15 protein-coding genes are annotated in these 12,603 nt (G+C 63.9%); 10 read left to right on the top strand and 5 right to left on the bottom strand.

Annotated features, from left to right (window positions below; genetic code table 11):
• Window positions 1-3: 3 nt before the first annotated feature.
• The 3 genes from ACNI3R_RS17715 (at window position 4) to ACNI3R_RS17705 (ending at window position 3,895) form a co-directional block, all read left to right on the top strand.
• Window positions 4-267 (top strand): ATP synthase F1 subunit epsilon, encoded by a 264-nt coding sequence (locus ACNI3R_RS17715; protein ID WP_296621243.1) that lies wholly within the window; start codon window positions 4-6, stop codon window positions 265-267.
• Between the two features lie 194 nt (window positions 268-461).
• The gene (locus tag ACNI3R_RS17710) at window positions 462-2,249 is read left to right on the top strand and encodes a M10 family metallopeptidase C-terminal domain-containing protein (protein WP_426185782.1); all 1,788 of its coding nucleotides are present in this window, start codon (window positions 462-464) and stop codon (window positions 2,247-2,249) included.
• Window positions 2,250-2,332: 83 nt separating this feature from the next.
• On the top strand, window positions 2,333-3,895 hold the full coding sequence (locus tag ACNI3R_RS17705) for a CpaF family protein (protein ID WP_426185780.1): 1,563 nt from the start codon (window positions 2,333-2,335) through the stop codon (window positions 3,893-3,895).
• A 4-nt stretch (window positions 3,896-3,899) separates the two neighbouring features.
• Here the strand turns inward: ACNI3R_RS17705 and ACNI3R_RS17700 are convergent, their stop codons facing one another.
• On the bottom strand, window positions 3,900-4,100 hold the full coding sequence (locus ACNI3R_RS17700; protein WP_426185778.1) for a hypothetical protein: 201 nt from the start codon (window positions 4,098-4,100) through the stop codon (window positions 3,900-3,902).
• A gap of 56 nt (window positions 4,101-4,156) precedes the next feature.
• On the opposite strand from ACNI3R_RS17700, the gene ACNI3R_RS17695 reads away from it, so the two are divergent.
• A complete protein-coding gene (locus ACNI3R_RS17695; RefSeq protein ID WP_426185776.1) occupies window positions 4,157-4,957 on the top strand; it encodes a class I SAM-dependent methyltransferase in 801 nt (266 codons plus the stop codon).
• Between the two features lie 63 nt (window positions 4,958-5,020).
• Here ACNI3R_RS17695 and phaR read toward each other — a convergent pair whose 3' ends face one another.
• Window positions 5,021-5,581 carry a polyhydroxyalkanoate synthesis repressor PhaR gene (gene phaR, locus ACNI3R_RS17690; RefSeq protein ID WP_426185774.1) on the bottom strand — a complete coding sequence of 187 codons (561 nt, stop codon included), beginning with the start codon at window positions 5,579-5,581 and terminating at the stop codon, window positions 5,021-5,023.
• Window positions 5,582-5,675: 94 nt separating this feature from the next.
• Between phaR and ACNI3R_RS17685 the strand changes: the two genes are divergently transcribed.
• The 3 genes from ACNI3R_RS17685 (at window position 5,676) to ACNI3R_RS17675 (ending at window position 8,441) form a co-directional block, all read left to right on the top strand.
• A complete protein-coding gene (locus tag ACNI3R_RS17685) occupies window positions 5,676-6,668 on the top strand; it encodes an alpha/beta fold hydrolase (protein WP_426185772.1) in 993 nt (330 codons plus the stop codon).
• A gap of 90 nt (window positions 6,669-6,758) precedes the next feature.
• On the top strand, window positions 6,759-7,931 hold the full coding sequence (locus ACNI3R_RS17680) for an acetyl-CoA C-acetyltransferase (protein ID WP_426185770.1): 1,173 nt from the start codon (window positions 6,759-6,761) through the stop codon (window positions 7,929-7,931).
• A gap of 120 nt (window positions 7,932-8,051) precedes the next feature.
• Window positions 8,052-8,441, top strand: coding sequence for a PilZ domain-containing protein (locus ACNI3R_RS17675; RefSeq protein WP_426185768.1), 390 nt, complete (start codon window positions 8,052-8,054; stop codon window positions 8,439-8,441).
• Window positions 8,442-8,460: 19 nt separating this feature from the next.
• Here ACNI3R_RS17675 and ACNI3R_RS17670 read toward each other — a convergent pair whose 3' ends face one another.
• On the bottom strand, window positions 8,461-8,616 hold the full coding sequence (locus tag ACNI3R_RS17670) for a YdcH family protein (RefSeq protein WP_165321771.1): 156 nt from the start codon (window positions 8,614-8,616) through the stop codon (window positions 8,461-8,463).
• A gap of 220 nt (window positions 8,617-8,836) precedes the next feature.
• Between ACNI3R_RS17670 and ACNI3R_RS17665 the strand changes: the two genes are divergently transcribed.
• On the top strand, window positions 8,837-9,034 hold the full coding sequence (locus tag ACNI3R_RS17665; protein WP_426185766.1) for a YdcH family protein: 198 nt from the start codon (window positions 8,837-8,839) through the stop codon (window positions 9,032-9,034).
• 94 nt (window positions 9,035-9,128) lie between these two features.
• Here ACNI3R_RS17665 and dksA read toward each other — a convergent pair whose 3' ends face one another.
• Together dksA and ACNI3R_RS17655 are read right to left on the bottom strand one after the other, a co-directional pair.
• Complete coding sequence (gene dksA / locus ACNI3R_RS17660) at window positions 9,129-9,494, bottom strand: RNA polymerase-binding protein DksA (protein ID WP_426185764.1); 366 nt, start codon at window positions 9,492-9,494, stop codon at window positions 9,129-9,131.
• Between the two features lie 251 nt (window positions 9,495-9,745).
• Window positions 9,746-10,276 (bottom strand): hypothetical protein, encoded by a 531-nt coding sequence (locus ACNI3R_RS17655; protein WP_426185762.1) that lies wholly within the window; start codon window positions 10,274-10,276, stop codon window positions 9,746-9,748.
• Between the two features lie 249 nt (window positions 10,277-10,525).
• Here ACNI3R_RS17655 and serS point away from each other — a divergent pair, with 249 nt between their 5' ends.
• Both serS and surE read left to right on the top strand, forming a co-directional pair.
• On the top strand, window positions 10,526-11,803 hold the full coding sequence (serS, locus tag ACNI3R_RS17650) for a serine--tRNA ligase (RefSeq protein WP_426185760.1): 1,278 nt from the start codon (window positions 10,526-10,528) through the stop codon (window positions 11,801-11,803).
• Complete coding sequence (surE, locus tag ACNI3R_RS17645) at window positions 11,800-12,564, top strand: 5'/3'-nucleotidase SurE (protein WP_426185758.1); 765 nt, start codon at window positions 11,800-11,802, stop codon at window positions 12,562-12,564. Before serS ends, surE begins: the two co-directional genes overlap by 4 nt.
• Window positions 12,565-12,603: the final 39 nt, after the last annotated feature.

Below are 12,603 nucleotides of genomic sequence, written 5' to 3'. Positions count from 1 at the left end.
TCGATGGCAGATCTGCATTTCGAACTCGTCACCCCGGAGAAGCTGCTCCGTTCGGAAGACGTCCATATGGTCGTGGTCCCGGGCGCCGAGGGCGACTTTGGCGTGCTTGCCGGGCATGCCCCGTTCATGTCGACGGTCCGGACGGGCGAACTGGCAATCTATTCGGGCCCGAATACGATCGCAGCGCGCATTCACGTCGAAGGCGGTTTCGCCGAAGTGAATGAAAAGGGTCTGACGGTTCTGGCCGAAAAGGCCAGCGAAGCCTGAGGCCAGTCTTCATAGTGATTTTAGAGACCCGGCGCCGCCTGGCGACCGGGTCTTTTTTTGGCCAGCGCATCGTCCTTTCGACAGGAAAATGCGACGAACAGCGGAACTTTTCGCCATATGGCACAGCGCCGCAATATGCCGTTCAACCAAATCGCGATACAGAAAGTAGATAGAGCGAACAGGGCGACGGATTTATGGCGACCATCGACGCGGCACAGGAAAGCCAGCTCACCTATCTGACCGGGATCGATGCGAACGGTCTGCTGGCTGCGCAGAGCTTCTGGACATGGAACAACGACAGTCCGGCGACATATTCGTCCAGCCCCAATTATACTGCGAAATTCGGCCCCGGCACGGCCGGCACCGGTGCGACGATCAGCTATGGCTTCGATACGGCCTCCAACTGGTCGACGGTCGAGCAGCAAGCATTCACGCAAACTGCGGCTCTGTGGTCAGCGGTCGCCAATATCCGCTTCGTTGCGGCCTCACCGGGCACGGCCGACATCCTGATCACTCGCGGCAATGACGGATCGGCATCGGGCGGCCAGAGCAGCTTCATTCCGGGGGCAACCGGCACCTCGCGGGTCGGTCGCGCGACCGATGGCGAGATCACGATCGATACATCCACCGCCGGTTTCGGCCCGCTTGGCGCCGCTTTCTCCGAATATGGCGGCTACCCTTACACCACCCTGATCCATGAATGGGGCCATGTCCTGGGCCTGGGCCATGGCGGTGCCTATGACGAGGGCGCGGGCGTCGCGGAGACGGCCTACACCGCCTATGACAACCGCGCCTGGACAATCATGTCCTATCTCGATCCCGACAGCTCCTTTCGCTGGGGAACCTCGCGTTCGAGCAACGGCCTCAACTACGGCAACGATCCCACGACCCCGATGATGCTCGACATTCTCGCGATCCAGCGGATGTACGGGGTCGCGGTCGATACGCCACTGTCGGGTGGGCAGACCTATGGCTTCAACAGCAATATCGGGGGCGACATCGGGAAGTTCTATGACTTCACGCAGAATAGCCGGCCGGTCGTGACGCTGTGGAACAAGGGGACGGGCAACGCACTCGATCTGTCCGGCTTCAGCCAGGCCTCGACCGTGGATCTTCACGCAGGCAGTTTCAGCAGCGTCGCCGGCCTCTCGAAGAATCTCGCCATCGCTTATGACACGCGGATCGACGCGCTGACGCTGGGCAGTGGCAACGACGTCGCTACCGCCAATGACAATGGCAATGTCATCATGGGCGGCCTCGGCACCGACTCGATCACCGGTGGCAACAGCAATGACCATCTCTACGGCGCAGCCGCCACCGCCCTCGCCGGGGATGGAGCGGATACCCTCAACGGTGGCGCCGGAAGCGATTATCTGCAGGGCAATGCCGGTGACGATTCGCTCAACGGCCAGGACGGGTCGGACCGGATCTTCGGCGGTCAGGGTAATGACCGTATCGAAGGCGGCAATGGCAACGATACCGTCAACGGCAATCTCGGCAATGACAGTATCGTGGGCGGTGCCGGAAACGATTCGCTGCGCGGCGGCCAGGGCAATGACAGCCTGAGCGGTGCCACCGGCGACGATATCCTGCAGGGCGACCTCGGCAGCGACACGCTGGCCGGCGGTGCCGGCATAGACCGGTTGACCGGCGGCAATGACGCCGATCTCTTCGTGTTCGTCGATGCCGACGCGACCCTCGTCGGATCCGCGACAGACAGCATCACCGACTTCGTCCGCGGTGTCGATCATATCCGGTTGGGCTTCGTCCCCACCGCCGTGACCGCACTGACTGCCACCGTCTCCCTCGAAGCTGCCCTCGCATCCGCGCTGCAGTCGCTTGCGGTAAGCGGATCGACGGCGGTCGCGACCATCTCCGTGGGCAGCGATCTCTACCTCTTCTATGACGCCGGACCGCTGACCGCACTGGAGGCGATTCGTCTCGAAGGAACCAGCGGCCTCTCGCTCTCGGACTTTGGCTAACCGCAGACGCCTGAAAATTAACCGATTCTGAGGAGTTTTCGCCCTATCTCCCTGACGGGTTGATCGGCCGTGAGGCAGGGTGAATGAGTGCGTTCGGCAAAAGAGGCGCAATGACGCACGGGGCTAAGCCGGCCTTTGGCGTGGCGCGTCCGATGCACGGCGACGCGCCACCGTCCGGCCTTTCCGGCGGTCTGCAATTCCCGCCAATCGATACGGCTTTCCCAGGAGCGGGGAGCGATCCCTTCGCCGGACTCCCCGGCTTCGACGATCCGATCGCCGCCAGTGCGGACGAAGCCACAGGCAGCCGCCAGATCGACGCCATGGCCCGTCTCGCCATTCGCGAGGCGGCGTCGGGCGACGCCGGGCGCTCGCGGGTAGAAGGCTTCGAGGCGTCGATTCACAAGATCAAGGAGCAGGTGCTTCCCCGCCTGCTCGAGCGCGTCGATCCCGAGGCGGCGGCCTCGCTCAGCAAGGACGAACTCGCCGAGGAGTTCCGCCCGATCATCGGCGAGGTGCTTGCAGAGCTTCGCATCACGCTCAACAGGCGCGAGCAGTTCGCGCTCGAAAAAGTGCTGATCGACGAGTTGCTCGGTCTGGGGCCGCTCGAAGAGTTGCTCAGCGACCCGCTGATCACCGACATCATGGTCAACGGACCCGACCAGACCTATGTCGAGCGCAAGGGCAAGCTCGAACTCGCCAAGGTCAACTTCCGCGACGAGGAGCATCTGTTCCAGATTGCCCAGCGCATCGTGTCCAAGGTCGGCCGCCGGGTCGACCAGACCACCCCGCTGGCCGACGCGCGCCTGACCGACGGCAGCCGCGTCAACGTCATCGTACCGCCCCTCTCCCTGCGCGGCACCGCGATTTCGATCCGCAAATTCTCGTCGAAGCCCATCACGCTCGACATGATGGCGCGCAGCGGCTCGATGAGCGAGCGGATGGCGACCATGCTCAAGATCGCCGGCGCGAGCCGCTTCAACGTGGTAATCTCGGGCGGCACCGGTTCGGGCAAGACGACGATGCTCAACGCCCTGTCGAAGATGATCGACCCGGGCGAACGGGTGATCACGATCGAGGACGCGGCCGAACTCCGCCTGCAACAGCCGCACTGGCTGCCGCTGGAAACGCGCCCCGCCAATCTCGAAGGCCAGGGCGCGATCTCGATCCGCGACCTCGTCGTCAACGCGCTGCGCATGCGCCCCGATCGCATCATCCTGGGCGAAATTCGCGGCCCCGAATGTTTCGACATGCTTGCGGCCATGAACACCGGTCATGACGGATCGATGTGTACGCTCCACTCCAATAGCCCGCGCGAGGCGCTGGCGCGTATGGAGAATATGGTGATGATGTCGGACATCAAGGTCCCGAAGGAAGCCATCTCCAAGCAGATCGCGGACTCGGTCGACCTGATCGTCCAGGTAAAGCGCCTGCGCGACGGCTCGCGCCGCGTCACCAGCATCACGGAAGTGCTGGGCATGGAAGGTCCGGTGATCATCACCCAGGAGCTCTTCAAGTTCGAATATCATGCCGAAGACACCGAAGGTAAGATCATCGGCGAGTTCGTCCCGACCGGCCTGCGCCCCTATACGATCGAGAAGGCGCGCCAGTTCGGCTTTGATCAGGCGCTGCTGGAATCCTGCCTCTGAAGCGTCATTCGCCGCGCAACCACCAGGCCGCGAACACCGCCGCCAGCAACAACGACAGCACCGCAATCAGCGACCAGGGCATCCAGGCGATTCGCCCGCGCTCGCGATTCACCTCCCTCCGGCGATGATTTCGCCAGTCCGCCGCGATGGATAGCACTGCCAGCGCGGCGAAGCACAATGTCGGCCATGCGTAATCCGATTGCACCTTGTTGAGGCTCCGTCATGATGGATCGTCAAATCCATATCGGGAGTATGATGCCCATGCGCTACTCGCTTCTTGTCGCCCTCGGCCTTTCGCTCGCGGCACCGTCCCTGGCTCTCGCCGCTCCCACCCCTTCGCCGGAATTGGCCAAGGCGTTGTCCGACAGCCGTCGCAGCGAGACGAATCGCGCGCGCGACGCCTATCGCCACCCAGCGGAAACACTGGCCTTCTTCGAGGTCGCACCGGGCCAGACCGTGGTCGAATTCTATCCCGGCGGTGGCTGGTATACCGAGATCCTCGCCCCGATGCTCAAGGGCAATGGCCGCTATGTCGCGGTGCCCCCGGCATCCGAACGCGGTCTCAACGCCGCCAAGGCAATGTTCGAGCGCAACAAGGACTGGTTCGGTACCGTCGAGATCGCACCGTTCAGCCCGACCGAGCCGTCGACCTTCCCGGCTGGCACGGCGGATCGTGTGCTCACCTTTCGCAACGTCCACAATCTGATCATGGCGGGCGATGCTACGGCAGCCAAAGCCTTTGCCGACTTCTATGCCGCGCTGAAGCCCGGCGGCATATTGGGGGTCGTCGACCACCGGCTCCCCGAGGAGATGGATTCGGCAAAAGAGAAGGAGAGCGGCTATCTCAAGCGCTCGACCATCATTCGCCTGGCCACGGCAGCCGGGTTCAAGCTTGCAGGCGAATCGCCGGTGAACGCCAATCCCAAGGACACGCATGACTGGCCGAAGGGGGTGTGGACGCTGCCGCCGACCTACAGCCTCGGCGATGTCGACCGGGCAAAATATCAGGCGATCGGCGAGAGCGATCGTCTGACTCTGAAATTCGTCAAACCCGCCAAATGACGGGAGGAGCCGTCGCCGGATCACCGGCGGCGGCTATCGCTGCATGGCTCTGCCCTGTCGCGCTTATTTCAGCTTGTTGATCTGTTCCTGCATGGCGGCAAGCTGCGCCTTCAGCGCTTCGACCTCGTTGCGCGGCGGGGTTTCGGCGGCCGGCTCTTCCTTGGCGGCTGCGCCGGCACGCGGCGGCTTGAAAGCACTTGCGGCAGCTTCGAGCATGTCCATGTTGCGCTTCGCGATCTCCGCGAAGGGGCCGCCCGCAAACGCGCCTTCCATGGCCTGACGGAATTGCGTCTGGTTGCGGCGGAAAGCATCCATCGACGCTTCCAGATATTGCGGCACCATCGACTGCATCGAATCGCCGTAAAGCGAGATCAGCTGCCGAAGGAAGCTGACCGGCAGCATCGTCTGCCCGCGATTCTCTTCCTCCATGATGATCTGCGTGAGGACATTATGGGTGATGTCCTCTTCCGACTTGGCGTCGATCACCTTGAAGTCGCGGCCCTCGCGCGTCATCGTCGCGAGATGGTCGAGCGTGATGTAACTCGAAGTTTCGGTGTTGTAGAGCCGACGATTGGCGTATTTCTTGATGATGACCGTGCCCGAGCCGTCCGATGATTTCGCCATGATACCCCGCCTGCCCAACAGTTCTGGCGAGAGCATAGCACCAAATCTTTCCGCGCCGCAACACAGGCCGCGCCCCCTGCCCCTGTTCCTTGACATGCTGCGCAGCGAAACCGGCGCCGACCCGAGCCGGATGAAGGCTGCCCTTGCGGGATTGCGCAGCTACCAGTCCGCTCCGCGCACGCCGCGTGAGCCGGCGCTCTCGACCGTCGAACAGATCGGCCGCGTCCGGATTCACGGCTATGCCGAAGCCGGACGGCCGGTGCTGTTCGTACCGTCGCTGATCAACGGCTGCGAGATCCTTGATCTCAGTATCGAAAATTCGATGATGCGCGGACTTGCAGCAAACGGCCTGCAGCCCTTTCTGCTCGACTGGGGCACACCCGGCCCGGAAGAAGCCGATCTCGACATCGGTGGCCATGTCGAACGCTATCTGCTGCCGACGCTTGATCTGCTCGGGCCCGACACCGTGCTTGCCGGCTATTGCCTCGGCGGGACGATGAGCATCGCAGCCGCCGCACTGACCGCCCCCCATGCGCTTCTGCTGATCGCAGCACCCTGGGATTTTTCCGGTTTTTCTTCGCAGACGCGAAACGATCTGTTGCAACTGTGGGAGGGCGCAGCATCGGCAGCGGAACAGCTGGGCCTCCTTCCTGCGGAAATCCTCCAGCAGATTTTCTGGCGGATCGACCCGGTAAGGACGATTGCGAAGTTCGAGCAATTCTCCACCAAGGATCCGGCAAGCGCCGAAGGCCGGAATTATGTCGCCGTCGAGGATTGGGCCAATGACGGCCCCCCGATGACCTTTGCGGCGGGCCGCCAGCTCATGACGTCCCTCATGGTCGAGAATTGCAGCGGACGAGGCGACTGGACCGTGGCCGGACAGACGATCACGCCGGACAGCCTGCGCATGCCTGTGCTGAACATCGTATCGACGATCGACCGGATCACCCCTGAGGCAACCGCCCTGTCTCATGGTGAGCGCCTCTCGCTCGCTGAGGGCCATGTCGGCATGGTCGTGGGTCGCAAAGCGCCGGGATCACTGTGGCACCATATCGCCCTATGGGTTTCGCAGCTGCAAAACTCCTGATAGTCGACTGACGATCATAATCCCGCGTGAGTCGATCATATCGGGCCTGTAGAGCCCTTCGCACGCGCGGCAGACAGCAGGAGCTCGACCATGACCGATATCGTGATAACCGGGGCCAAGCGGACCCCCGTCGGCAGCTTCCTCGGCTCTTTCGCGGCGACGCCCGCACATGAGCTGGGCCGGATCGCGATCGAAGCTGCGCTGGCGCAGGCCGGGGTCGCCGCCACCGATGTCGACGAAGTCGTGTTCGGTCAGGTGTTGACGACGGGCCAGGGCCAGAATCCCGCCCGGCAGGCCGCCATCAACGCCGGCATCCCCAAGGAGGCGACTGCTTTCGGCATCAACCAGGTGTGCGGCTCCGGCCTGCGCGCGGTCGCCCTCGCGGCGCAGTCGATCCGCTGCGGCGATGCCAAGATTGTCGTCGCGGGCGGCCAGGAGAATATGTCGCTCTCGCCCCATGCCCAGCACATGCGCAACGGCGCGAAGATGGGCAACGCTACCCTCGTCGACACGATGATCGTCGATGGCCTGACCGACGTCTTCAACGGCTATCATATGGGGATCACGGCAGAAAATCTGGCCGAGAAATATCAGATCGGCCGTGAGGAGCAGGACAGCTTCGCGGTGGCCAGCCAGAACAAGGCCGAAGCCGCGCGCGCCGCGGGCCGCTTCACCGACGAAATCGTGCCGGTGACGGTCAAGACCCGCAAGGGCGAGACCGTCGTCGACCAGGACGAATATATCCGCGCAGGCGCGACGCTCGATGCGATGGCCAGCCTGAAGCCGGCCTTCAAGAAGGACGGCACGGTCACGGCCGCCAATGCCAGCGGGATCAACGACGGCGCCGCTGCGCTCGTTCTGATGACCGCAGACGAGGCAGCGAAGCGCGGCGCGCCGGTGCTCGGCAAGATCGCCAGCTGGGCCACCTGCGGGGTCGATCCCTCGATCATGGGCATCGGCCCGGCTCCGGCGAGCACGCTGGCGCTGCAGAAGGCGGGCTGGTCGATCGGCGACCTCGACCTGATCGAAGCGAACGAAGCCTTTGCCGCGCAGGCGCTGGCGGTCGGCAAGGAGCTCGGCTGGAACCCGGACATCGTCAACGTCAATGGCGGCGCTATCGCGATCGGCCATCCGATCGGCGCATCGGGCGCGCGCGTCCTCACCACGCTGCTCTACGAGATGGCGAAGCGCGATGCGCGCAAGGGCCTGGTGACTCTGTGCATCGGCGGCGGCATGGGCATCGCCATGTGCATCGAGCGCTGACGACAGCCGCCTGACCTGGGGATCGGCGGGCGCCAAACCGGTTGCCCGCCGCCCATCATTTACCCCTCCTCAACCTCTGTGCGCTTTAATCGACCCAACTGGCAGTTTTGAGGATCGATCATGGGCGACATGGCCGGGGAAACCCCCGCACCGGCGGGCAAGCGCACGCGCAAGCGCGACAGCCTGTTGCTGATGGCGTCGATGCGGGCGGCCGGCGACTATGCGCGCCAGACCCAGCCCATTCGGATCCGCAACCTCTCCCCTACCGGGCTGATGGCAGACTCCGAGCTCGACTATGATCAGGGCGCGATCGTCGAAGTCGAGATTCGGGGCGTGGGAACCGTCGGCGGCGAGATCGTGTGGGTTCGGGAAGGCCGGATGGGGATCACGTTCAACGCGGTGATCGACCCGAAACTGGCCCGGCGGCAGGTCGTCAACGGCAGCGACGAAAATTTGCGCAAGCTCGTCGACCTTGGCCGCGTCCGCAGGCCTGGATTGAGGATCGACTGACCCTCAATCCTCCTGCGCATCAAAGGCGGGCGAGAGCCTCTTTGATCTTCAGTTTCTGCTTCTTCAGTTCGTTGATCAGCATCATGTCGGGAGAAGGCCGGCGGCTTTCCGCCGCGATCCTGGCCTCGATGCCTGCATGCTTCGCCAACATGGCGGACGAATGGGTAGTCGACATAGACAGCGTCTCCTTTCACCTCGTCTTGGGCCGACCAATAAATCACGATTCGCCAAGGCTGTCTTGGTTAAAAATTTCGCTTTACCCGAGACTTCACTACGGCCTGGCGTAAGCTGCGGGAAAAGCACGACAAGCCGTTCTTGAGTCACTCGGCCTTGAGCCGGGACATGTTTCGCCGCTAGAATTCCCGCAGTGAATTGCCGTTGCGGAGCGAGTCGTCTTGGACAGTGAACTGATCGAACGCCGCATCCACATATTGCGCCAGGAGCATGGCGACCTCGAAGCGGCGATAATCGCGCTGCAAGCCGCGCCGGCCATCGACCAGTTGCAGATAGCCCGAATCAAGAAACGCAAGCTGCGGATCAAGGACGAGATCAGCCAACTCGAGGATATGCTGATCCCCGACATCATCGCCTGATGCGCGATCGCTGAAGGAAGCGGCGCAGTCCTGAAATGTCATGGCCGTCGTGAGCGCATCACCGCGCCGCACGACAGACACAAAAAAGAGGACCTCAGTCCTCCCTGCTGACCTTCTCGTTCCGCTCGTGGCGCTCCTGCGCCTCAACGGTCATGGTCGCGATCGGGCGAGCCTCGAGCCGGCCCAGCGAAATCGGTTCGCCGGTGACCTCGCAATAGCCATATTCGCCATCCTCGATCCGACGCAGCGCAGCGTCGATCTTGGAGATGAGCTTGCGCTGGCGATCACGGGTGCGCAGTTCGATCGACCAGTCGGTCTCGCTCGACGCGCGATCGGTCAGGTCCGGCTCGCGCAGCGAATCGATCTGCAGCTGTTGGAGGGTGCCCGCCGATTCCTTGAGGATCGAATCCTTCCAGGCGAGCAATTTCGCCTTGAAATAGGCGAGATGCCTTTCGTTCATGAAAGGCTCGTCAGGCGATGGCCTGTAGTCGTCGTCCAGATCCACAGAAGACACGTTTACTGGTTCCCGACAATCGAAACGCGTTGCAGCGACGACGCCATAAGACTCTCCGCTGTTCCCCTTGGGCGCGCCGGACTCGGCCGTTTTCTGCCATATCCCCGACGTGTGCGGGGCTATAGACAGGGCAACGCCCGCGCACAAGCCGGGAGGCCGTACGCGGGCGCAGATTTTTTGTCGCTGTCGAACCCGGTTTATCCGGCAGGCGGCGTGGTCGCCTTGACGGCCGCCTCGAGCTGGGCCTGGGTCATGCCGATGACGGGGCCGTTCGGGCCCTGCGCCAGCGAGGCCTTGGGCAGCTTGGCCTTGGCATTCGGCGTGGCGATCGTCACCATGTCGCCCTCGATCGCCTCGATCGTGCCGACGGCACCGCCGCTCGCGTCGCTCACTGCAATGCCGGGAACCAAAGAGGCGAGGAACTGCTCCTTCTGCTCGGCCGAGGCGCCCTTCGCCGCCGCCTCGAGTTCGGCCTTCGTCATCCCCAGCAAAAGACCCTTGTCGCTCTGTGCGAAGGATGAGGTCGGCACGCTCGCTTTCACGACGCCGGTGTCGATCACAGCGACATCGCCATTCACCGACGCGATGGTCCCGACGGCTCCGCCCTTGGCGTCCATGACGGCCGCGCCCTGGGTCACGTTAACGGTGGCAGCCGCAGTGGCCTGGGTTGCAGCCGGCGCCTGCGCAAAGGCCGCACCGCTGGTCGCCATCAGAAGGGTGGTAGCCAAAAATGCTGTTCGCAAGGTCACGTTCACACTCCTTTTCCTGAACATAATCAAAGCGGTCGCAGGATTGACTCCCGATGGACGCAGGTCGTTCCACCCGGTTTCGGCGAAACGACAGCTGCGCGGGCCGAAACGAAATGCGTGTCGCCATTTCGCGCATCGGCCACGCCCCCATCACCGGGTGCGGGCAAAGCCGGTGTAACAGTCGTCTCGCATGTTGCGCGGCCCATCCAACATGGCCATAGGGCGAGCATGCACGACATACGCCTCATCCGGGACGATCCCGCAGCTTTCGACGCAGCTCTGGTCCGACGCGGGGGCGCTGCCGCATCCGACGCCCTGCTGGCGCTGGACGAGCGCCGCCGGGCCATCGCGACCGAGTTGCAGACTGCCCAGACCCGCCGCAACGAAGCGTCGAAGGCGATCGGCCAGGCCAAGGCGCAGAAGGACGAAGCGACGGCCTCCCACCTGATGGCCGAGGTTGCAGTTCTCAAGGAGCGCATGCCCGCGCTGGAAGCCGAGGGCGCGGAGATCGACGCGCAGCTGACTTCTGCGCTCGCAGCCCTGCCCAACCTTGCCGCCGACGACGTGCCCGATGGAGCCGGTGAACAGGACAATGTCGAGCAGCACAGGTGGGGCGACATCCCAGTTTTCGCATTCGATGCGAAGGAGCATGCCGACTTCGCCGGGCCGCTCGGGCTCGATTTCGAAAGCGCAGCCGCCATATCCGGCGCCCGCTTCGCGGTTCTCAAGGGGGGCATCGCCCGCCTGCAGCGCGCACTGGGCGCGTTCATGCTCGATCGCCAGACCGAGGCGGGCTTCACCGAGGTCGTCCCGCCGCTGCTCGTTCGCGACGACGCGATGTTCGGAACTGGTCAATTGCCGAAATTCGCCGAGGATCTGTTTCGGACGACCGATGGCCGCTGGCTGATCCCTACCGCTGAGGTCAGCCTTACCAATCTGGTGCGCGAGCAGATCCTGGGCGAGGCCGTCCTGCCGATGAAGCTGACCGCGCTGACGCAATGTTTCCGGTCGGAGGCGGGTGCCGCCGGTCGCGATACGCGAGGCTTGATCCGTCAGCACCAGTTCGAAAAGGTCGAACTGGTCGCGATCACGACGCCTGAGCAATCCGAGGTCGTTCACGAGGAAATGACCCGCGCCGCCGAGGCGATCCTCGAGGCGCTCGCGCTTCCCTATCGGCGGGTGTTGCTGTGTACGGGCGACATGGGCTTCTCGGCTCGCAAGACCTATGATCTCGAGGTCTGGCTACCCGGTCAGGCACGCTATCGCGAGATCAGCAGCATCTCCAACTGCGGCGAGTTCCAGGCCCGCCGCATGAACGCACGCTTCCGCCCCGCCGGGGAGAGCAAGGGCACACGCTTCGTCCACACGCTCAACGGCTCCGGGCTGGCCGTGGGTCGCACGCTCGTCGCGGTGCTGGAAAATTACCAGCAGGCCGACGGGTCGGTTCGTATCCCAGAGGCGCTCCTGCCCTATATGGGGGGCATCACCGAGCTTCGCCCCGCATGAAGATCCTGCTGACCAATGACGACGGTGTCGGCGCGCCGGGGATCGCGGTGCTCGAACGTATCGCCCGCACCCTGTCCGACGACGTCACCATCGTGGCGCCGCTCAGCGAAAAGTCGGGCGCGGGTCGCTCGCTGACACTGACCCGCCCCCTCCGCCTGCGCCAGTTGGGCGAACGGCGCTATGCGGTATCGGGCACGCCGACCGACGCGGTCATGATGGCGCTGGCGCATGTGATGAAGGATGGCCCGCCCGACCTGATCCTGTCCGGCGTCAATCGCGGCGCCAATCTGGGCGAGGATGTCAGCTATTCGGGCACCGTCTCCGCCGCCATGGAAGGCGCGCTCGCCGGGATCCGCTCGATCGCGCTGAGCCAGGTCTATGCGAAGTCCGGGGCCGGAGCGAATGTCAGCTTTGCCGCAGCCGAAGCCTGGGGTGAGCGTGTCCTGCGCCCGCTGCTCGATGGCCCATGGTCGCCGCGCAGCCTGGTCAATATCAACTTTCCGGCCCGCGATCCGGATCAGGTGCTGGGCGTCCGCGTCGTGCCGCAGGGCTTGCGCGACTATGGCGCGACCGAAATCCTGCAGCGGACCGACCCGCGCGGTTTCGACTATTATTGGCTGAAGCTGGCCGGCATGCCGCATACGCCGGCGCACGACACCGATCTCGAAGCGGCTGCCGACGGGTGGGTAACGGTCACGCCGCTCCATTGCGACATGACCAACCGGGCGGCGCTATCCGACCTCGCTGCCCTTTATCGCTGACGGCCGCCTGTCCGTAACGGACGGACCGGCTCCAACCGT

The sequence above is a fragment of the Rhizorhabdus antheiae genome, assembly GCF_049889055.1.
In the GTDB taxonomy this organism is placed as follows: domain Bacteria; phylum Pseudomonadota; class Alphaproteobacteria; order Sphingomonadales; family Sphingomonadaceae; genus Rhizorhabdus.
The sequence above is the reverse complement of the archived record's forward strand: the minus strand, read 5'-3'. Positions and strand labels throughout refer to the sequence as shown.

Coding starts and splice junctions, on each gene's coding strand:
- ACNI3R_RS17715 (WP_296621243.1), top strand. CDS start 4: ATGGCAGATCTGCATTTCGAACTCGTCACCCCGGAGAAGCTGCTCCGT.
- ACNI3R_RS17710 (WP_426185782.1), top strand. CDS start 462: ATGGCGACCATCGACGCGGCACAGGAAAGCCAGCTCACCTATCTGACC.
- ACNI3R_RS17705 (WP_426185780.1), top strand. CDS start 2,333: ATGAGTGCGTTCGGCAAAAGAGGCGCAATGACGCACGGGGCTAAGCCG.
- ACNI3R_RS17695 (WP_426185776.1), top strand. CDS start 4,157: ATGCGCTACTCGCTTCTTGTCGCCCTCGGCCTTTCGCTCGCGGCACCG.
- phaR (WP_426185774.1), bottom strand. CDS start 5,581: ATGGCGAAATCATCGGACGGCTCGGGCACGGTCATCATCAAGAAATAC.
- ACNI3R_RS17685 (WP_426185772.1), top strand. CDS start 5,676: ATGCTGCGCAGCGAAACCGGCGCCGACCCGAGCCGGATGAAGGCTGCC.
- ACNI3R_RS17680 (WP_426185770.1), top strand. CDS start 6,759: ATGACCGATATCGTGATAACCGGGGCCAAGCGGACCCCCGTCGGCAGC.
- ACNI3R_RS17675 (WP_426185768.1), top strand. CDS start 8,052: ATGGGCGACATGGCCGGGGAAACCCCCGCACCGGCGGGCAAGCGCACG.
- ACNI3R_RS17670 (WP_165321771.1), bottom strand. CDS start 8,616: ATGTCGACTACCCATTCGTCCGCCATGTTGGCGAAGCATGCAGGCATC.
- dksA (WP_426185764.1), bottom strand. CDS start 9,494: ATGAACGAAAGGCATCTCGCCTATTTCAAGGCGAAATTGCTCGCCTGG.
- serS (WP_426185760.1), top strand. CDS start 10,526: ATGCACGACATACGCCTCATCCGGGACGATCCCGCAGCTTTCGACGCA.
- surE (WP_426185758.1), top strand. CDS start 11,800: ATGAAGATCCTGCTGACCAATGACGACGGTGTCGGCGCGCCGGGGATC.